Source organism: Xanthomonas translucens pv. cerealis, assembly GCF_006838285.1.
Taxonomy (GTDB): domain Bacteria; phylum Pseudomonadota; class Gammaproteobacteria; order Xanthomonadales; family Xanthomonadaceae; genus Xanthomonas_A; species Xanthomonas_A cerealis.
Genome location: NZ_CP038228.1, coordinates 1,118,779 through 1,137,786, shown reverse-complemented (window position 1 = coordinate 1,137,786; position 19,008 = coordinate 1,118,779). Strand labels below are relative to the sequence as shown.

Below are 19,008 nucleotides of genomic sequence, written 5' to 3'. Positions count from 1 at the left end.
CAGCGTTGCCGCGGGTGCCGAAGACTCCCCGCCCGACGCATCCGGCCGCAAGCGGATCGAGCGACTGCGACTCAGCCGCGCAAGCGCGCCAGTACCGCGCGCGTCACCGGGTCGGAGACCTCGGTGGTTTCGCCCTGCAGCGCCGGCAGCAGCTGGCTGGCCAGTTGCTTGCCCAGTTCCACGCCGAACTGGTCGAAGGCGTTGATGCCCCAGATCACCGACTGCACGTAGACGCTGTGCTCGTACATCGCGATCAGCGCGCCCAGCGCCTGCGGGGTCAGCGCGTCGAGCAGGATCAGCGTGCTCGGGCGGCCGCCGGGGTAGTCGCGGTGCGGGTCGTCGCTGCCCTGCCCGTTCGCCAGCGCCTCGGTCTGGGCCAGCAGGTTGGCCAGCAGCGCCTGGTGGTTGACCGTGTACGGATCGTCGTTGCGGATGCAGCCGATGAAATCGGCCGGCACGATGCTGGTGCCCTGGTGCAGCGCCTGGAAGAAGCTGTGCTGCACGTCGGTGCCGGCGCCGCCCCACCACACCGGCACGGTATCGGCCTGCACCGGGCTGCCGTCCAGGCGCACGCGCTTGCCCAGGCTCTCCATCACCAGTTGCTGCAGGTAGGCCGGCAGCAGCGCCAGGCGCTGGTCGTAGGTCATCACCGCCTGCGTGGCGTAGCCGAGCACGTTGCGGTTCCACAGCGTGGTCAGCGCATGCAGCACCGCCACGTTGCGCGCCAGCGGCGCGGTCAGCGCGTGTGCGTCGAACTGCGCGGCGCCGGCCAGCAACTGCTCGAAGCCGTCGGCACCGATCGCCAGCGCGATCGGGAAGCCCACCGCCGACCACAGCGAGTAGCGGCCGCCGACCCAGTCCCACATCGGCAGCACGCGGCTGGCGGCGATGTCGAAGGCCTTGGCGGCGCGCTCGGGATTGGCGCTGACCGCGTAAAGGCGCTCGCTGCCGCCGAGCCAGTCGCGCAGGATCTGGCCGTTGAGCAGGGTTTCCTGGGTACCGAAGGTCTTGGAGATCAGCACGCCGGCGGTGCGCGCCGGATCCAGCGTGGCCAGCGTGCGCTGCATCGCCGCGCCATCGACGTTGGAGACGAAATGCACGCGGAAACGCGCGCCGTCGGCCGGACGCAGCGCGTCGGCGACCAGCCGCGGGCCCAGGTCGGAACCGCCGATGCCGACGCTGACGATGTCGGTGACCTCGGTCTGCGCCAGCGCCTGGATCAGTGCGCGCATGCGCTGCTGCACCTCGCGCGCGCTGGCGTTGGCGTCGGCCGCCACCGGCGCGCCGCTGAGCTCGCCGCGCAGCGCGGTATGCAGTGCGGCGCGGCCTTCGGTGACGTTGACCGTCTCGCCGCGGAACAGGCGCTGGAACGCGCCGGCCACGTCATGTTCGGCGGCCAGCGCCAGCAGCGCGTCGAGCGCGGCACGGTCGTATGTCTGCCGGGCGAAGTTGAAGTACAACGGCCCGACCTGCAGCGCCAGGTCGTCGACCCGGCCGGGCTCGGCGGCCAGCAGTTCGGGAAGGCGCGCCCCGCGCAAGCGCTGGGCGTGGGCGTGCAGTGCGTCGAAACCGTTGGACTGTGTCATGCGGCCTGCTTCGGGATGCTGTGGTTGGTATGGGTGATCTTGTTGGCGCCGTCCACGTAGACCAGGATCGGCTGGAAGCGCGCGGCCTCCTCTTCGCTCATGCCGGCGAAGGCGGCGATGATGATCAGGTCGCCGACCTGCACGTGGCGCGCCGCGCCGCCGTTGAGCGAGACGATGCCGCTGCCTTCGTCGGCGCGGATCGCGTAGGTGCTGAAGCGTGCGCCGTTGGTGACGTCCCAGATGTGCACCTGCTCGAACTCGCGGATGCCGGTGGCGTCCAGCAGCAGCCCGTCGATAGCGATCGACCCTTCGTAGTTGAGCTCCGAATGGGTGACGGTGGCGCGGTGGATCTTGGTCTTCAACAGGCTCAGTTGCATGCTTGCGGTACTGCGGTGAGGAAAGAAGCGCAGTTTAGCAGCCGGGGGGTTAAGCGGCAGCGGCAGCAGGGGCTGGCGGTGCGTATGCGACGTTGTCCGGCGTTCGTCTTGGCATGCAGGCCACAGGACATGGCGTGACCGCTTGCTGCCGCAATGCGCGACGCGGCGAGCGGCGCAGCTTGCTGCTGCGGATACAGTCGCGACGCGCGAAGCCGACCGGCGCGCCGCACCCCGGTGGCCGGCGCGCTCAGAATTCCAGATTGTCGATCAGGCGGGTGCGCCCCAGGCGCGCGGCGATCAGCGCCACGCGTGGGCCTTGGTGATCCTGCGGCTCGCTCAGGTCGGGCAGGCGCAGCACGGTGTAATCGACCACGAAGCCGGCGGCCTGCAGCTGCGCGCTGGCCGCCGCCTCGATCTCGGCACGCGGACGCCCGGCGACATGCCAGTCGCGCATCGCCAGCAGGGTCTGGCGGATCTGCGCCGCGCGCGGCCGCTCCTCGGCCGACAGATACTGGTTGCGCGAACTCATCGCCAGACCGTCGGCCTCGCGTACGATGCCGCCGCCCAGGATCTCGATCGGGAACGCCAGGTCGGCCACCATCTGCCGGATCACCGCCAGCTGCTGGTAGTCCTTCTTGCCGAACGCGGCCAGGTCCGGCTGCACCTGGTTGAACAGACGCGCGACCACGGTGCACACGCCGTCGAAATGGCCGGGACGGCAGGCGCCTTCCAGCACTTCGCTGACTCCGGGCGTGTGCATGCGCAGCGCCAGCTCCACGCCAAGCGGGTACATGCTCTCCACCGTCGGCAGCCACAGCACGTCGCAGCCGGCGCCTTCCAGGCCGCTGGTGTCGGCCTCGGGGGTGCGCGGGTAGCGGGTGAAGTCCTCGTTCGGCCCGAACTGGGTCGGGTTGACGAACACGCTGGACACCACCCGGTCGGCGTATTGCCGGGCCAGCATCACCAGCGAGAAATGCCCGGCGTGCAGGTTGCCCATGGTCGGCACGAAGGCCACGCGCAGGCCCTGCCGCTTCCAGCCGGAAACGACGGCGCGCAGCCGCGCCAGGTCGGTGAGGGTTTCGATCATTTGGCGTAGGCGTGTTCGGCGTCGGGGAAGGTGCCGGCGCGCACCGCGTCGGCATAGGCGCGCACCGCGCCGGCGATGGAGCCGCCTTCGGCCAGGAAATCCTTGACGAAGCGCGGCCGCCGGTGGCCGCTGTCCAGGCCCAGGACGTCGTGCAGCACCAGCACCTGGCCGTCGCAGTCGGGACCGGCGCCGATGCCGATGGTGGGAATCCCGATCTCGGCGGTGATGCGCGCGGCCAGCGGCGACGGCACGCATTCCAGCACCAGCAGCGCGGCGCCGGCCGCAGCCGCCGCCTTGGCGTCGGCAAGCAGTTTGGCCGCGGCGGCTTGCTCGCGGCCCTGGATCTTGTAGCCGCCGAAAGTCAGCACCGACTGCGGGGTCAGGCCCAGGTGCGAACACACCGGGATGTCGCGCTCGCTGAGGAAGCGGATCACCTCCAGCTTGTGCCCGGCGCCCTCCAGCTTGACCATCTCCGCGCCGGCCTGCAGCAGCCGGGTCGCCGCGTCCAGCGCGCGCTCGGGGGTGGCGTCGGACTGAAACGGCAGGTCGGCCACCAGCAGCGCGCGCTGCAGCACCCGTGCCACCGCCGCGGTGTGATAGACGATGTCGTCCACGGTCACCGGCAGGGTCGAGTCGTGGCCCTGCACCACCATGCCCAGCGAATCGCCGATCAGGATCAGGTCCACGCCATTGGCCTCGAACACGCGTGCGAAGCCGGCGTCGTAGGCGGTCAGCATCACCAGTTTCTGCTGGCGGCGCTTGGCCTCGGCCAGGGCGGGAACGGTCCAGGGCTTGCTGTCGGCGTGGCTGCTCATAAGCTCATGCGGTGCGGTGATAAGCCGGACATTATCTACCGATTGCCACGATCCCGTCGGTTTCGATGCGGCCGCTGACGTCACGCACCGTTCCATGGCCGGGAATGGTCGCCTCGGCGGCGATCTCGGCCAGCGGCAGCAAGGCGAAACCGCGCTGGTGCAGGTGCGGGTGCGGCACCTGCAAGCCGGGCAGATCGATCACCGCCTCGGCGTACAGCAGCAGATCCAGGTCCAGGGTGCGCGGGCCCCAGCGCTCGCCGGGGGTGCGCTGGCGGCCGTGGCGGGCTTCCAACGCCAGCAGCGCCTGCAGCAGTTCCGGCGCCGGCAAGCCGGTGCTCAGCAGCGCGGCGGCATTGATGAAATCCGGCTGCGCCTGGTTGCCCCAGGCCGGGCTGCGGTACAGCTGCGAGGCGCGCAGCAGGCGTGTGTGCGGCAGCGTGTCCAGGGCGGCGATGGCCGCGCGCAGGGTGGCGACCGCATCGCCGAGGTTGCCGCCCAGGCCGATGCAGGCCTGCACCGGCGCGGGACCGAGCGCGGCGCTCACTCGGCCGGTGCGGCGGCATCCGGACGCCGGCGCCGGCGCCGGCGGCGCTTGGGGGTTTCCTCGCTGTCGGCCGGTGCCATCGCCACTTCGTCGCCGACGTAGTCGATCTCCGGGTCGAAGCCGCGCGGCGGCGGCGCGTAACCGGGCTGCTGCTGCAGTTCGCGCCAATAGGCGATGTCGGCCTCGTGCTCGGCCGAGGCCGACTGGCGCAGGATCAGGAAATCGAACGCGGCGCGGAAGCGCGGATGCGATAGCGTGCGCACCACCCGCTTCTTCTGCCGCGAGGTGAAGCGCGACTGCAGCAGCCAGATCTCCTGCATCGGCAGCGAGAAACGCCGCGGCAACGCGACCGTGCTCAGCTGGTGCAGGGTCACCCGGTCGGCGGCGCGACGCTGCGCTTCTTCCAGCTGCATGCCCTGCTTCTGCAGCGCCATCAGCGCGCGGCAGTAGGCCGGCCACAGCAGCAGCGCGAACAGGAACGCCGGCGATACCGGCTCGTCGTTGGCCACCCGCGCATCGGTGCTGCGCAGGCCTTCGATCAGCATTCGCCGCAGCGCGCCGCTGCGGTTGGAATGCAGCGCCGCGGCGCTCTCCGGGAACAGCGCGGCGAGCAGGCCGTAACGCTCCAGGCCCTCGAAGCTGGCCACGCCGTCGCCGGACAGGAACAGCTTCAGCACTTCCTCGAACAACCGGGCCGGCGCCGCTTCGGCCAGCAGCCCGGCCAGGCGCGGGAGCGGCTCGGCGGTGCTCGGCTCGATCTCGAAATTCAGCTTGGCGGCCAGGCGCACCGCGCGCAGCATGCGCACCGGGTCTTCGCGGTAGCGCTGCTCGGGGTCGCCGATCATGCGCATCAGCCGCGCCTGCACGTCGGCGAAACCGCCGGTGTAGTCGCGCACCGAGAAATCCTCGATCGCGTAGTACAGCGCGTTGCAGGTGAAGTCGCGGCGGACCGCGTCGTCCTCGATGCTGCCGTAGACGTTGTCGCGGACCAGGCGGCCGTTGTCGAGTTCGCGGTCGCCGCTGCCGTCGTCGACGTTGGCGCGGAACGTGGCCACCTCGATGATCTCGCGGCCGTACACCACGTGCGCCAGGCGGAAGCGGCGGCCGATCAGGCGGCAGTTGCGGAACAGCTGCTTGACCTGCTCGGGGGTGGCGTCGGTGGCGACGTCGAAGTCCTTGGGCTGCAGCTCGACCAGCAGGTCGCGGACCGCGCCGCCGACCAGGTACGCGCCGAAGCCGGCTTCGCGTAGCCGGTACAGCACGCGCAACGCATTGGGACTGATGTCCTTGCGCGAGACGTTGTGCTGATCGCGCGGGATCAGCTGCAGGGTGAACGGCACAGGAACTGGCGGATTGATGATGGCGCTTCCGTATCGAGTTGCGGGATTGCCGCCGGGCGGCTAGCCCCATATACTAGCGCCCTGCAATCGATGCGACCAACCTGCTCCCTTCGTCTAATGGTTAGGACGTGGCCCTCTCAAGGCTAAAACAGGGGTTCGAGCCCCCTAGGGAGCACCATCGGCGCCTCGCCTGCAGCGAAAACCACAAAAGCCCCGCCCTGGCGGGGCTTTTGCGTTGTGGGGCCGGCCCCGGACCGGGGCGCGCTCACTCACCATTGGTTGCGCAGGCGCCGGTAGCCCTCGACCAGGCGGATGTTGGTCGCGGCCACCTCCTCGGAGAATTCGCTGGCTGCGACGCTGACCCGCGCGATCCTGGACAGGTCGGTGCACGGCCCGATGCGCTCGGTCGACGGCACGTAGAACCCCGGCGGCAGATCGCAGCCGTCGACCACGGCATTGTGCCGGACCACGCAGCCGTCGCCGACCTCGCAATTGAACAGCACGCTGTTGAAGCCGATGAACACGCGCTCGCCGACCGTGCACGGCCCATGCACGATGGCGCGGTGCGCGATCGAGCTGCGCGCCCCGATCAGCACCGCCGCGCCGGCTTTGGAATGGATCACCACCCCGTCCTGGATGTTGGCGTAGGCGCCGATGTGGATCGGCTCGATGCCGCCGTCGGCGTCGGTCTCGTCGGCGCGGATCACCGCGTACGGGCCGATGAACACGTGCGCGGCGACAACGACCCGTCCGCACAGGATGGCGGTGGGATCGACGAATGCGCTCTCGTCGACCACCGGCAGGTCGCCGCGCGGATTGCGGCGGATCATCGGGCGCCCTCGCCCGCCGCGAACGGATCCGGAGCGCCGGATCCGCTTTCGGGAGCACCGGCCTCGGCCACCGCGTCGTGCGGGTGCAGGCTCTCCAGGTGCCGCACCTGCACCCTTACGCCCTGGTAGCGCGCGCCTAGCGCCTGCTGCAGGCGCCGCGCCGCATCTTCCACGTACATCAGGTTGGCGCCATTGAGGCGGGCGAAAGCCTGTTCGTCGGCGCGCCGCACCGCGGCCTGCACCGGCGTGGCCAGGGCCTGCTCGGCCAGTTCGATCAACGCGCTCAGGTCGAAGCGCAGCGCGCGCGGCGACACCGCCACCTGCAGCGTGGCGATGCTGCGCTGGCTGTGCGCGGTGGCATGGCTGCCATGCTGCAGCAGCCACGCGGCCACGGCCTCGCGCTGCAGCGAGGGCTGCGCGGCATGCTGCTGCAGGAACGCCGCGCTGAGCAATTGCCGCGCCAGCGCCGCCGAGCACGGACAGGTCGAGGAATAGAGCACGTCCACGGCGACCTCCACGCGCACGCTGGCGCCGCGCAGCACCGCGTCGATCCGCAGCGGATACGCCTTCCAGCCAGCCAGTCCCTCGCTGCGCAACGCCGGGCTGCGCCGCAGCAGCGACAGGCGCAGCGATACCCGCGCCGCGCTGGAGGCGCAATCGGCATGGCTGTGCACCATCGCGCGCAGCAGCTGCGCCAAGAGGGACGGCGACAGCGGCTGCTGCGCGTAATCGTCCAGCAGCCGGTACAGCCGCGACATGTGGATGCCCTTGACCTGCACCGCCGGCAGATCGACGTGCAGCGCCGCCTGCGCCGGCAGGGCGTCGGTGGCGGCCGCATCGCACAGGCGGATCGGCAGGGCGATGCCGTCCATGCCGACCCACTGCAGCGGCGCGGCGATCGTGGAGGGTTCGCTGCTCGCGACGTCGGGCAGCGGCGATTGCATGGGCAGGTGCATTGGATGGGCAAAGGTCAGTGGAAGAGAACGCAGCGGCTCAGGCATGCACCGGAAACGCCTGGAAGTAATCGTCGATGCCCAGTTGCAGCGACTGCGCCAGTTCTTCCTGGTGGCGGTCGCTGACCAGCCGGCGGCAATCGTCGGCGTTGCTCATGAAGCCGGTCTCGACCAGCAGCGACGGAATGTCCGGCGATTTGAGCACCGCGAAGCCGGCCTGGCCGACCTCGCCCTGGTGCAGCCGGGTGACCTGCTGCAGGCGCCCGAGCATGCTCTTGCCGAACTGCAGGCTGGTGGCGATGGTGCCGCTCATCGACAGGTCCACCAGCACCTTCGACAGCACCGGGTCTTTCTGCCGCAGGTAGCGCTCGGCGACGTTGCTGTACTGGTCGGCGCTGTTCTCGCTGTCGGCGATCCAGCGCGCCAGCGCAGAGCTGGCGCCGTTCTCCGACAGCGCGTACACCGAGGCGCCCTGCGCGCTGCGGTTCGGCGCGGCGTCGGCATGGATCGACACGAACAGATCGGCCTTGCGCTGGTGCGCGATCACCACCCGCTCGTGCAGCGGCACGAAGCGGTCGTCGCTTCGGATCAGCGTCGGCCGGTAGCGCGGGTCGGCCTGCAGCGCCTGGTGCAGGCGCCCGGCCACGCCCATCGCCACGTGCTTTTCGTAGAGGGCGTCGGCGCTGACCGCACCCGGGTCCTTGCCGCCGTGACCGGCGTCGATGGCGACCACGCGCGGCCGCGACGACAGCCCGATCGACGTGCGCGGCGGCACCACCAGCGTGGCCGCAGCCGCAGGATCGACCGGGCCGAGGTCGAGCAGCAACTGCGGCGGCATCGCCGCCTCGCCGATGTCCCAGCGTGCGCTGGCCGCCACCGGCCGGCGCAGCTCCAGCACGATGCGCACACCATCGTCGCGCGCGCCACTGCGGATCGCGCTGACCACCATGCCGGGTTGCGGCGTCGGCAGCGTCGGCAGCTGCGCCGCGGCCACGGGCAGATCGATCACCAATCGCTCCGGATCGGACAGCGCGAACAGCCGATAGGCCACCGTCGCCTGCAGCTGCAGGCGAAGACGCAGGCGGCCCGCCTCGGTTTCCAGGGTGCAGGCGCTCAGCTGGATTGGCGTACTGGCGCTGGCGAACGCTGGCGCCAGCAGCAGGGTCGAGCCGGCCAGACATAGCCACTGGCGCCGGTTCATGCGCCGCTCGCGACCGCGGCGAGGCGCGGCCTGGACATAGCGATGGGAGCGCTAGCAAAACGAAGGTGACCGCACACGGCACTGCTCCACAGTCTCAATAATGTTATAAAGTAACATAATCTGCCGCAACGCACCATCGACGCTGGTCTGCATGCAGGCGCGCGTAGACAACTTCCAGGATCGCCGAACCCGGCCCCCACCGGCATGGTCCACTCAGGGCCCTCCCCCAGCCCTGGAAGAACCACGCCATGCCCGCTCCACGTCGCACTCCCCTAACGCTCGGCGCGCTCTGCGCCATGGCCGCCGCCACCGCTGCAGCGCCCGCCAGCGCCTCGCACATCAGCGGATGGACCGCCACCGGCACCCGCAGCCAGATCGAGCATGGACAGCCGCGGGCGCTGCCGGACCGCGCGGTGGCGCTGCAGCCGGCGCCGCCGCAGATGCAGCTGAGCATCGGCATCGTGCTCAGGCCGGCCGACAGCGCCGCCCTGCAGCAGGCCAGCGCCGCACTGCTGGCGCGCGGCACGGCCGATCCCACGCTGCAGGCGCAACTCAAGGCGCGCACGGCGCCGAGCGCGGCGCAACTGCGGCAGGTGCAGGACTATCTGCTGGGCAAGGGCATCACCGACATGCGGATCGCCGGCAACGGCAGCCTGATCCTGGCCACGGCCAGCGTCGCGGCGGTCCAGGCCGCGTTCGACGTCTCGATCCGCACCTACCAGGCCGGCGGCAAGACGCTCTACCTCAACGACGGCGCGGCCAAGGTTCCGACCGCGCTGGCCGGTGTGGTCGGCGGCGTGCTCGGCCTGGACAACGTGCGCAGCGCCGCGTTGCCGCAGACCGCGCCGCGCGGCCAGGGCCATGGCGCGGCCGCCGACAGCCAGCGCATCGGCGCGCAGCCCACGCAAGGACCGGTGGCGGTGCGGCATGCGGTGGAAGATTTGCCAGCGCTGTACAACGCATCTGCGCTACCGATCGCCTCCGGCACCACCGCCGCGATCGTGGCGGTGGGCAACCTGGACAGCACCCTCGCCCACCTGCGCAGTTTCCAGCGCAAGCACAATCTGCAGACCAGGGTCACAGTGATCAAGACCGCCGACCCGGCAGCGGCCGGCTACGCCGACAGCAACAACGAGATCGAATGGGACATGGACACGCAATTGCTGCTGGGCACCGCCGGCGGCCTGGACAACCTGGTCATCTACGACATCCCCGACTTCCTGTGGACCAGCCTGATCGAGGGCCTTCAACGCGCCGCCGACGACAATGCGGCCAGCCTGGTCAGCATGTCCATCTACGCCCGCGAGGATTCCGCGTCAGACGACATCGACCAGGCATTGAGCGCGGCGCTCAACCAGGCGGTCGGCAACGGCCAGAATTTCCTGGTCTGCAGTGGCGACGACGGCATCTACGCGCCGTTCAGCGCGGCCAGCAGCCCGCCCTACTACGCCAGCCTGCAGGGCAGGCTGCAGCAGCGCGCGGTGGCGTTTCCGGCGAGCCACCCGTATGCGATCGCGGTCGGTGCCACCGAGCTGCGCAGCGCGGCCAATTCCAGCAGCACCTATGTGGACGAGAGCGTCTGGAATGCCCGGCGCGGCCAGCAGATCAGCCAAGGCGGCCTGAGCAAGCGCTATGCCGCGCCCAGCTGGCAGCAGCGCACGATTCCCGACATCGTCGGCAATGGCTACCGCGCCGTGCCTGACGTCAGCTTCAACGGTTCCGCCAACAGCAGCGCGATGATCCTGGGCAGCGACGCCAACGGCGAAGAGACAGAAGAGTACGTGTACGGCACCAGCGCCGCGACGCCGACCTTCGCCGGCCTGCTGGCCAGGCTCGAGCAGGCCAACGGCCATAGGCTCGGCTTCATCGCCCCTGCGCTGTATGCCTATGCCAAGGGCGCCGTCGGCAACCGCCACGACGTGCTGCAAGGCGACAACGGGCTGTATGCGGACGGCTACAGGGCCGCAAGCGGCTTCGATCTGGCGTCGGGCTGGGGCAGCATCGACATGCTGGCATTCGGCCGCTACCTGCAGGCACACTGAACCCGGCGTGGCAGCCGGCGCGCATTGCCGCGCGCCGGCTGCGCGCGGCTCAGCCCTGCATCTGCTCCAGCTCGCGGCCCTTGGTCTCGTACACGTACTTGAGCACGAAGAACACCGAGACGAACGCGGCCACGGTGTAGATGCCGTAGGCGCCGGCCAGACCGATGCTGCCGAGCAGGACCGGGAACGACACGGTGATGGCGAAGTTCGAGGTCCACTGCGCCGCGCCCGCAACCGCCAGGCCGGAGCCGCGGATCTGGTTCGGGAACATCTCGCCCAGCATCACCCACATCACTGGACCCCAGGACATGTTGAAGAAGATCACGTAGACGTTGGCCGCGACCAGCGCCAGACGGCCCATGCCCGGCGACATCGCCAGCTTGCCCGCCGCGTCCAGCGAGGCGCTGGCGAAGGCCAGGGTGACCAGCGCCAGCGACACGGCCATGCCGGCCGAACCGATCCACAGCAGCGGTTTGCGCCCGATCCTGTCGATCAGCAGCACCGTGATCAGGCAGGCGCCGATGCTCAGCGCGCCGGACAGCACGTTGATCAGCAGCGAATCGCTTTCGGAAAAGCCCACTGCCTGCCACAGCACTGCGCCGTAGTAGAACACCACGTTGATGCCGACAAGCTGCTGGAACGTGGCCAGGCCGATGCCGATCCACACGATCGGACGCACCTTGCCGGTGACCTTGCTGACCAGGTCCGACAGCTTCGGCTTGTGCTGGTCGGCGGCCAGCGAGGCGGAGATCTCGGTCAGCTTGGCATTCGCCTCGCGCAGGCCGTAGAGCCGGGTCAGCACCGCCAGCGCATCCTCGCGGCGGCCCTTGACCACCAGATAGCGCGGGCTCTCCGGGATCGCCAGCAACAGCAGCAGGAACAGCAACGACGGGAACGCCTGCATCCAGAACATCCAGCGCCATGCGGCCTGACCCAGCCACAAGGGCTCGGTCGAGGCGCTGGCAAGCTTCACCAGCACATAGTTGCTCAGAAACGCGGTGAACAGGCCGCTGATGATCGCGATCTGCTGCACCGTGGCCAGGCGTCCGCGGTAGCGCGCCGGCGCGACCTCGGCGATGTAGGCCGGCGACATCACGCTGGCCGCGCCGACCGCGAAACCGCCCATGACCCGGGCGAAAACGAAGAACATCGAACTGTGCGAGGCGCCGGCGCCGAGCGCCGACAGCAGGAACAGCACCGCGGAGATGATCAGCACCGCACGGCGACCGAGGCGGTCGGCCAGCCAGCCGGCGAAGAACGCGCCGAACGCGCAGCCCAGCAGCATCGAGGCGACCTCGAAGCCGGTGCCGGCGGCGCTGGAATGGAAGGTCTGCTTGAGGCCGTCGACGGTGCCGTTGATCACGCCGCTGTCGAAGCCGAACAGAAAGCCGCCGATGGTGGCGACGCAACTGATGAGGATGATGAGACGTGTGTTTTCGCCTGCGCCATGGGCGCGGTCTAGGAATACGCTGGACATTGAGTCACCTGGTGTCGTGCAAAAAGGAAGGCAGCCATCGGGAGATGGACAGCACGGCCGGCGCCAAGGGTGGCGCCGGCCGTCGCGCGCATCAACGGATCAGATACTGGTTGATCAGGTTCTCGTAGGCTTCCTGGCGACCGCTGACCTGCTTGGGCGCGCCGGCCTTGGCCGCGTGCGCCGCCAGCTCCGCCAGCGTGCTGTTGCCGGCCGCGAACGCCGCGCCGGCACCACTGTCGAAGCTGCTGTAGCGCGCGGCGCGCCACTGCTCCAGCGGCGAGGACGTCAGCAGCGCATGGGCCACTTCCAGCCCGCGCGCGAACGCGTCCATGCCGCCGATGTGGGCCAGGAACAGGTCCTGCGGATCGGACGACTCGCGCCGCACCTTGGCGTCGAAGTTCAGCCCGCCCGGCGCCAGCCCGCCCTGCCGCAGCACCACCAGCATCGCCCCGACCGTGTCGTACAGGTCGGTCGGGAACTGGTCGGTGTCCCAGCCGTTCTGCGGGTTGCCGCGGTTGGCGTCGATGCTGCCGAGCAGGCCCGCGTCGCTGGCCACCTGCAGGTCGTGCTCGAAGCTGTGGCCCGACAGCGTGGCATGGTTGGCCTCGATGTTGAGCTTGAAGTCTTGATCCAGCCCGTGCTGGCGCAGGAAGCCGATCACCGTGGCGCTGTCGAAGTCGTACTGGTGCTTCATCGGCTCCATCGGCTTGGGCTCGATCAGGAAATTGCCTTTGAAGCCGATGCTGCGCCCGTAGTCGCGGGCGATGGTCAAAAAGCGCGCCATGTGGTCCTGCTCGCGCTTCATCTGCGTGTTGTGCAGGCTGGCATAGCCTTCGCGGCCGCCCCAGAACACATAGTTCTCGCCGCCCAGTTCGACGGTGGCATCCAGCGCGGCCTTGACCTGCACCGCCGCGCGCGCGACCACGTTGAAGTCCGGATTGGTCGAAGCGCCGTTCATGTAACGCGGATGCGAAAACAGGTTGGCGGTGCCCCACAGCAGCTTGATGCCGGTGTCGGCCTGGCGCTGCTTGGCGATGCCGACCATATGCCTGAGGTTCTTCTCGTACTGGCCCACATCGTCCGCGTCCGGCGCCAGATCGATATCGTGGAAGCAGTAGTACGGCACGCCGAGCTTGGTGAAGAATTCGAACGCCGCATCGGCCTTGGCCTCGGCGCGGCCCAGCGCATCGCTGCCGGCGTCCCACGGATAGGCGCGCGTACCCGGACCGAACGGATCGGCGCCGTTGCCGCAGAAGCTGTGCCAGTAGGCGACGGCGAAGCGCAGGTGCTCGGCCATGGTCTTGTCGCCGATGCGCTTGTGCGCGTCGTAGACCTTGAATGCCAGCGGATTGTCCGAGGCCTTGCCTTCGAACGCGATGCGGCCGATGCCCGGGAAGTATTCCTTGGCGCCGATGTAGGGGGAGTTGCTCATGACGAAATCCTGGTGTGCGTTTGCGGGGGAAAAAGTGGATCAGCCGGCGTAGAGCGGGCCAATGGCGTGCAAGTGCTGCAAGAAGGTCTGGTAGTGCGCCTGGTACTGCGCGCCGCGTTGCGGATCGGGCTGCGCGGACAGCGCGGCGTCGTCCTGCTGGTGCTGCAGCACCACCTCGGCCAGGCTGGCGCGGTCGCCCTGTGCGTGGCCGTCGGCCCACAGCGCCTGCAGCGCGGCGCCGAACCCGGCACCCTCGGCCTGCGCCGGCACGTGCACCGGCAAGCCGAACAGGTCGGCGATCAGCTGGCGCCAGCCGGCACTCTTGCTGCCACCGCCGGTGACGTAGATCGAATCGAACGCCAGCCCGGCATCGACGAAGGCATCGAAGCCGTTGCGCAGGCTGTAGCTGGCGCCTTCCATCGCCGCGCGATAGAAATGCGCCGGGGTGGTGTTGTGCAGATCCATGCCGGTCATGCAGCCGCGCGCGGCCGGCAGGTTCGGGGTGCGCTCGCCGTTGAAGAACGGCAGCAGCACCAGCCCGCCGGCGCCGGGCGCGGTCGCGTCGAGCAAGGCCTCGCCCTGCCCGGTCTTGATCCCGAACAGGCGCGAAATGGTCTCGGTGGCCACGGTGCAGTTCATCGTGCAGATCAGCGGCAGCCAGCCGCCGCTGGACGAGCAGAACGCGGCCCAGCGCGCGGCAGCGTCCACCACCGGCCGATCGGCATACGCGAACAGCGTGCCGGACGTGCCCAGGCTCATCGTCAGCCGTCCCGGCACCACGTTGCCGGTGCCGATCGCGGCCATCATGTTGTCGCCGCCGCCGCTGGCCACGCGCACCTCGCGCGGCAGCCCCAGGATGTGCGCCGCCGCGGCGGACAGGGCGAATGTGGTCTCGGTCGGCACCAGCGGCGGCAGCGCCGCGGCCAGGTCGCGCTGCGGATCGATCGCCTGCAGCAGCGGCGCCGACCACTGCCGGGTACGCACGTCCAGCCAGCCGCTGCCGGAGGCGTCGCCGAACTCGGTATAACGCTCGCCGGTGAGCCAGAAATTGACGTAGTCGTGCGGCAGCAGCACCGAGGTCATCGCCGCATAGGCGTCGCTGCGGTGCTTGCGCGTCCACGGCAGCTTGGAGGCGGTGTAGCCGGCCAGGATCGGGTTGCCGGCCAGTTCCACGCAGCGCACTTCGCCGCCGACGGCCTGCATGATCTCCTCGCACTCCAGCTGGGTGCTGGTGTCGCACCACAGCTTGACCGGTGCGGTGACCTGCCCTTGCGCATCCACCGGCACGAAGCCGTGCTGCTGCCCGGACACCGAAATCGCCCGCACCTGCGCGCGCTGCTCGGCGCTCAGCGCGGCGAAGCAGGCGACGATGCCGTCGATCCACCACTGCGCCTGCTGCTCGCGGGTGCCGTCGTCGCGGCTGATCAGTTCCAGCGCATGGCCGTGCGTGGCGACCACGCGGCGGCTATCCGCATCGTAGGCCAGCAGCTTGACGCTCTGCGTGCCCACGTCCAGGCCGATGTACAAACTCACTGCCACACCAGCCGATCGTCGTGCAAACCCAGTTCCATCGTCGCTCCAGGAGAAAAGTCGGCGGTCAGGGTCTGCCCGCCGTCTGCCAAAGTGTAGTGCCTGCCGCGCTCGTTGCTCAGTCGCGCGTGCTGCAGGCGGCCGTTATGCCAGGCCGGATCGCCGCCGGGGTATCGCGCAGGTTGATCTGGCTGGACGGTGCAGATGCCAGACGTGGCGATGGTGGAGTGCCGGGGCCTGCCTGTCCCAGTTCTGCCGCCACTCCTGCAACTGCCCGGCGCGGCCGACACCGTCCCGCGGCAGCTGCGTGCGCAGCGCAGCCAGGCGCTCACCGAAGGCCGCGTCCACGCCCAGCAACGCGCCCATTTTGATGCACTGCGCAAAAAGATCGCGCAACACTTGCGCGTCCATCGCCGGGCCGGCGCACAGCGCGGCGCCGAACGGATGCCGGTTCTCCGGCGACAGCGACGGGTTGGTCACCATCGCCCCGCTCTGCGGATCGCGCACCAGGGTGGCGACGAAGAACTCGGCCTCATCCTTTGAACAGCGGATAATAGCCACGTGTTTTTCGACTAACTTGACGGCAAACAGAAAGGCCGAACCGGCGGACCTCTGGTCGCACGTACCCAACGCTGGGCAATGCATGCCGACAGGTGCCGACGCACGGCACGCCGTGCGCCCGATAGCCCCTGGCGCGCAGCAGGAAGACACGGCTGCCGCCGCGCTATCCCGCTCAGACCGGCGCGCGCTCGGGATACAGGCGCTTGGCCGCGTTGCGCAGCGCCAGCAGGATGCGTTCGGCACCCGGTGGCAGCATGTAGTCGCGGCGGCGGATGATGCCGAACGACTCCATCCGCACCCCCAGTGCGATCGGCAACACGGCCAACAGCTTAGCCTGCACGCACGGCGCCACCGCATCGGCCGGCAGCGCCGCCAGCAGGTCGCTGCCGCGCAGCAGGCTGGTCATCACCGGCAGCGACGCGGTCTCGATGACGTTCTGCGGGGGCGGCACGCCGTGCTCCAGAAACATCGCGTCCAGGCGCGCGCGCAGCACGCTGTCGGTCGGCGGCAGCACCCAGCCGTAGCGCGCCAGGTCGGCGTGGCGCAGGTCGGCGCGCGCCGACAGCGGATGCCCCGCACGCGCCACCGCCGAATGCGGTTCGTCGGCCAGCGGCTCGAACTCCAGCTCATCGCCGCCATGCGGGCCGAGGACGCGCCCGATCACGATGTCGAGCTGGCCGTCCAGCAGCTTGGCCACCAGCGGCCGGCTGTAGTCCATTTCCACCCGCACCAAGATGCCGGGGAACTCGCGCTTGACCTCGGCGATCGCCTGCGGCACCAGGTTGGTGCCGGGATTGACCACGGTGCCGATCGAGACCTGGCCCATGCGCCCCTCGCGCAGGGCCGCGATCTCCTCCTGCGCACGGCCGATCTCCGACATCGCCGCGCGCGCGCGGCGGATCAGCACCTGCCCGTACCAGGTCGGCTCCACCCCACGCGCATGCCGCTCGAACAGCTTGACCCCGAGCAGATCCTCCATTTCCGCCAGCAGCTTGGAGGCGGCCGGCTGGGTCATGCTCGCCGCCTCGGCCGCGCGCAGCACCGAACGGTGCTCGTGCAACTGCAGCAGCAGCAGCAGATGGCGGGTCTTCAGGCGTGCGGCGTTAAACCAGGGATTGGCGGGAGCGGTCATCAGCGGAAGGCGTCCAGGGAAGAAGTTGCGTATTCACAATCGGAATAGCATATGTCTAAAATTTCATTTGCCGAGCATACCTTCGCGCGCGCAGGCTATTGTCCAGTCGCGACTCCAGCCGCGACGCCGTCCCACCGTCACACCCGCCTCGTGAAGGCGCCGGCGCGTCGCGCCAGCGTAGATCAGCAGGACGCTCCGCCAGCGCACCGGTCGATGGCGCCCGCCCGCTCGTCGCCAACGGGACGGCCGCGCAGCGGCGTGCCATTGCGGCCGCACGCTGGCGACGTCGCGGTGGACGCCTTTCGCTCCATGTCCGTTGCCAGGTAAGCCGATGTCCGCCGTCTCCCCGTTCCAGTTTCCCCTGATCGCGATCCTGCGCGGCCTCACCCCCGACGACGCGCTGGACCATGTCGGCGCGCTGGCCGAGGCCGGCTACGACGCGATCGAGATCCCGCTCAACTCGCCGCGCTGGGCCGACAGCATCGGCGCGGCCGCGCAGGCATTCGGCCAGCGCTGCTGGATCGGCGGCGGCACTGTGCTGAAGATCGCCGACGTCGACACCCTCGCCGACCTCGGCGCGCGCTTCATCGTCACCCCGAACACGCGCCCGCCGGTAATCCGCCACGCGGTCGCGCGCGGCCTGCAGGTAGTGGCCGGCTTCGCCACCGCCACCGAGGCCTTCGACGCGCTCGACGCCGGCGCGCAGATGCTCAAGCTGTTCCCCGCCTCCACCTACGGCCCCGGCCACCTGCGCGCGCTGCGCGCGGTGCTGCCGCCGACGGTGCCGCTATTCGTGGTCGGCGGAGTCAGCACCGACACCCTGCGCGACTACCTGGCCGCCGGCGCGATCGGCGCCGGCATCGGCGGCGAACTGTACCGGCCCGGGCAGGCGCTGGCGCAGACCCGGACGCAGGCCGCCGCCTTCCGCCAAGCCTACCTGGACCGCGCATGAAGATCGTTCGCCTCACCACCTACCACGCCGCACCGCGCTGGCTGTTCCTGAAGATCGAAACCGACGAAGGCATCACCGGCTGGGGCGAACCGGTCATCGAAGGCCGCGCGCGCAGCGTCGACGCTGCGGTGCACGAGTTGAGCGGCTACCTGATCGGCAAGGATCCGGCGCGGATCAACGACCTCTGGCAGCTGCTGTACCGCAGCGGCTTCTACCGCGGCGGGCCGATCCTGATGAGCGCCATCGCCGGCATCGACCAGGCGTTGTGGGACATCAAGGGCAAGGCGCTGGGCGTGCCGGTGTACGAACTGCTGGGCGGGCTGGTGCGCGAGCGCATGAAGACCTACCGCTGGGTCGGCGGCGACCGCCCGTCGGCCACCATCGCGCAGATCCAGAGCTACCGCGAACTGGGCTTCGACACGTTCAAGTTCAACGGCACCGAGGAGATGAAGCTGATCGACGGACCGCGCGCGGTGGATGCGGCGGTGGCCAAGGTCGCGCAGATCCGCGAGGCGTTCGGCACCAGCATCGACTTCGGCATCGATTTCCACGGCCGCGTCGCCGCGCCGATGGCGCGCGTGCTGCTGCGCGAACTGGAGCCGTTCAAGCCGCTGTTTGTCGAGGAACCGGTGCTGCCGGAACTGGCCGAATACTATCCGCGCCTGGCCGCCTCCACGCCGATCCCGCTGGCGGCCGGCGAACGCATGTACTCGCGCTTCGACTTCAAACCGGTGCTGCAGGCCGGCGGCCTGTCGCTGCTGCAGCCGGACCTGTCGCATGCCGGCGGCATCACCGAATGCCTGAAGATCGCCAGCATGGCCGACGCCTACGATGTCGGCCTGGCCCCGCACTGCCCGCTCGGCCCGATCGCGCTGGCCGCCTGCCTGCAGGTCGATTTCGTCTCGCACAACGCGGTGCTGCAGGAACAGAGCATCGGCATCCACTACAACGAAGGCGCCGACCTGCTCGACTACGTGATCAACAAGGAAGACTTCGCCTGCGACGACAGCGGCAGCATCGCCGCCCTGCCCAAGCCCGGCCTGGGCGTGGAAATCGACGAGGAGCGCCTGCGCCATGCCAACCAGAACCCGCCCGACTGGCACAACCCGGTCTGGCGCCACGCCGACGGCAGTATCGCCGAATGGTGAG

Annotated in this window: 16 protein-coding genes, 1 tRNA gene and 1 pseudogene; 4 read left to right on the top strand and 14 right to left on the bottom strand. The window is 69.5% G+C overall.

Annotated features, from left to right (window positions below):
• Positions 1–71: 71 nt before the first annotated feature.
• From pgi to pcnB, 6 genes are all read right to left on the bottom strand, one after another.
• Positions 72–1,586 (bottom strand): glucose-6-phosphate isomerase, encoded by a 1,515-nt coding sequence (gene pgi / locus E4A48_RS05050; RefSeq protein WP_142741975.1) that lies wholly within the window; start codon positions 1,584–1,586, stop codon positions 72–74.
• On the bottom strand, positions 1,583–1,963 hold the full coding sequence (gene panD, locus E4A48_RS05045) for an aspartate 1-decarboxylase (RefSeq protein WP_039005162.1): 381 nt from the start codon (positions 1,961–1,963) through the stop codon (positions 1,583–1,585). The genes pgi and panD overlap by 4 nt, the downstream gene beginning before the upstream one ends.
• 247 nt (positions 1,964–2,210) lie before the next feature.
• Positions 2,211–3,050, bottom strand: a complete 840-nt coding sequence (gene panC, locus E4A48_RS05040) for a pantoate--beta-alanine ligase (RefSeq protein WP_142741974.1) — start codon at positions 3,048–3,050, stop codon at positions 2,211–2,213.
• Positions 3,047–3,865, bottom strand: coding sequence for a 3-methyl-2-oxobutanoate hydroxymethyltransferase (panB, locus tag E4A48_RS05035; RefSeq protein WP_003470178.1), 819 nt, complete (start codon positions 3,863–3,865; stop codon positions 3,047–3,049). Before panB ends, panC begins: the two co-directional genes overlap by 4 nt.
• A gap of 31 nt (positions 3,866–3,896) precedes the next feature.
• Complete coding sequence (gene folK, locus E4A48_RS05030; protein WP_039005164.1) at positions 3,897–4,409, bottom strand: 2-amino-4-hydroxy-6-hydroxymethyldihydropteridine diphosphokinase; 513 nt, start codon at positions 4,407–4,409, stop codon at positions 3,897–3,899.
• Entirely contained in the window at positions 4,406–5,749 is a 1,344-nt protein-coding gene (gene pcnB, locus E4A48_RS05025; protein ID WP_235426668.1) for a polynucleotide adenylyltransferase PcnB, read from the bottom strand. Before pcnB ends, folK begins: the two co-directional genes overlap by 4 nt.
• 103 nt (positions 5,750–5,852) lie before the next feature.
• Between pcnB and E4A48_RS05020 the strand changes: the two genes are divergently transcribed.
• Positions 5,853–5,927, top strand: a tRNA-Glu gene (locus tag E4A48_RS05020).
• Between the two features lie 91 nt (positions 5,928–6,018).
• Here the strand turns inward: E4A48_RS05020 and E4A48_RS05015 are convergent.
• From E4A48_RS05015 to E4A48_RS05005, 3 genes are read right to left on the bottom strand one after another with little or no spacing between them, the layout of a single operon-like run.
• On the bottom strand, positions 6,019–6,579 hold the full coding sequence (locus E4A48_RS05015; protein WP_058197085.1) for a gamma carbonic anhydrase family protein: 561 nt from the start codon (positions 6,577–6,579) through the stop codon (positions 6,019–6,021).
• Positions 6,576–7,523: a GTP cyclohydrolase FolE2 gene (folE2, locus tag E4A48_RS05010; protein WP_185910719.1), complete on the bottom strand. Its 948-nt coding sequence runs from the start codon at positions 7,521–7,523 to the stop codon at positions 6,576–6,578. Before folE2 ends, E4A48_RS05015 begins: the two co-directional genes overlap by 4 nt.
• Before the next feature lie 49 nt (positions 7,524–7,572).
• Positions 7,573–8,733, bottom strand: coding sequence for an N-acetylmuramoyl-L-alanine amidase (locus E4A48_RS05005; protein ID WP_039005168.1), 1,161 nt, complete (start codon positions 8,731–8,733; stop codon positions 7,573–7,575).
• Between the two features lie 248 nt (positions 8,734–8,981).
• On the opposite strand from E4A48_RS05005, the gene E4A48_RS05000 reads away from it, so the two are divergent.
• Positions 8,982–10,775, top strand: coding sequence for a S53 family peptidase (locus E4A48_RS05000; protein WP_260608066.1), 1,794 nt, complete (start codon positions 8,982–8,984; stop codon positions 10,773–10,775).
• A gap of 49 nt (positions 10,776–10,824) precedes the next feature.
• Here the strand turns inward: E4A48_RS05000 and E4A48_RS04995 are convergent, their stop codons facing one another.
• From E4A48_RS04995 to E4A48_RS04975, 5 genes and pseudogenes are all read right to left on the bottom strand, one after another.
• Positions 10,825–12,252 carry a sugar porter family MFS transporter gene (locus tag E4A48_RS04995; protein ID WP_058197181.1) on the bottom strand — a complete coding sequence of 476 codons (1,428 nt, stop codon included), beginning with the start codon at positions 12,250–12,252 and terminating at the stop codon, positions 10,825–10,827.
• A gap of 91 nt (positions 12,253–12,343) precedes the next feature.
• Positions 12,344–13,684 (bottom strand): xylose isomerase, encoded by a 1,341-nt coding sequence (xylA, locus tag E4A48_RS04990; protein WP_068830559.1) that lies wholly within the window; start codon positions 13,682–13,684, stop codon positions 12,344–12,346.
• 39 nt (positions 13,685–13,723) lie between these two features.
• The gene (gene xylB / locus E4A48_RS04985; protein WP_142741973.1) at positions 13,724–15,217 is read right to left on the bottom strand and encodes a xylulokinase; all 1,494 of its coding nucleotides are present in this window, start codon (positions 15,215–15,217) and stop codon (positions 13,724–13,726) included.
• 163 nt (positions 15,218–15,380) lie between these two features.
• Positions 15,381–15,767: pseudogene (locus tag E4A48_RS04980) on the bottom strand (glycosyl hydrolase family 95 catalytic domain-containing protein); the annotation flags it as partial.
• Between the two features lie 180 nt (positions 15,768–15,947).
• Entirely contained in the window at positions 15,948–16,907 is a 960-nt protein-coding gene (locus E4A48_RS04975; protein ID WP_142741972.1) for a LysR substrate-binding domain-containing protein, read from the bottom strand.
• A 331-nt stretch (positions 16,908–17,238) separates the two neighbouring features.
• Here E4A48_RS04975 and E4A48_RS04970 point away from each other — a divergent pair, with 331 nt between their 5' ends.
• Complete coding sequence (locus E4A48_RS04970; protein ID WP_142741971.1) at positions 17,239–17,859, top strand: 2-dehydro-3-deoxy-6-phosphogalactonate aldolase; 621 nt, start codon at positions 17,239–17,241, stop codon at positions 17,857–17,859.
• Complete coding sequence (gene dgoD, locus E4A48_RS04965; RefSeq protein WP_039005175.1) at positions 17,856–19,007, top strand: galactonate dehydratase; 1,152 nt, start codon at positions 17,856–17,858, stop codon at positions 19,005–19,007. Before E4A48_RS04970 ends, dgoD begins: the two co-directional genes overlap by 4 nt.
• Position 19,008 lies beyond the last annotated feature (1 nt).

Coding starts and splice junctions, on each gene's coding strand:
- pgi (WP_142741975.1), bottom strand. CDS start 1,586: ATGACACAGTCCAACGGTTTCGACGCACTGCACGCCCACGCCCAGCGC.
- panD (WP_039005162.1), bottom strand. CDS start 1,963: ATGCAACTGAGCCTGTTGAAGACCAAGATCCACCGCGCCACCGTCACC.
- panC (WP_142741974.1), bottom strand. CDS start 3,050: ATGATCGAAACCCTCACCGACCTGGCGCGGCTGCGCGCCGTCGTTTCC.
- panB (WP_003470178.1), bottom strand. CDS start 3,865: ATGAGCAGCCACGCCGACAGCAAGCCCTGGACCGTTCCCGCCCTGGCC.
- E4A48_RS05015 (WP_058197085.1), bottom strand. CDS start 6,579: ATGATCCGCCGCAATCCGCGCGGCGACCTGCCGGTGGTCGACGAGAGC.
- folE2 (WP_185910719.1), bottom strand. CDS start 7,523: ATGCAATCGCCGCTGCCCGACGTCGCGAGCAGCGAACCCTCCACGATC.
- E4A48_RS05005 (WP_039005168.1), bottom strand. CDS start 8,733: ATGAACCGGCGCCAGTGGCTATGTCTGGCCGGCTCGACCCTGCTGCTG.
- E4A48_RS05000 (WP_260608066.1), top strand. CDS start 8,982: ATGCCCGCTCCACGTCGCACTCCCCTAACGCTCGGCGCGCTCTGCGCC.
- E4A48_RS04995 (WP_058197181.1), bottom strand. CDS start 12,252: ATGTCCAGCGTATTCCTAGACCGCGCCCATGGCGCAGGCGAAAACACA.
- xylA (WP_068830559.1), bottom strand. CDS start 13,684: ATGAGCAACTCCCCCTACATCGGCGCCAAGGAATACTTCCCGGGCATC.
- E4A48_RS04975 (WP_142741972.1), bottom strand. CDS start 16,907: ATGACCGCTCCCGCCAATCCCTGGTTTAACGCCGCACGCCTGAAGACC.
- E4A48_RS04970 (WP_142741971.1), top strand. CDS start 17,239: ATGTCCGCCGTCTCCCCGTTCCAGTTTCCCCTGATCGCGATCCTGCGC.
- dgoD (WP_039005175.1), top strand. CDS start 17,856: ATGAAGATCGTTCGCCTCACCACCTACCACGCCGCACCGCGCTGGCTG.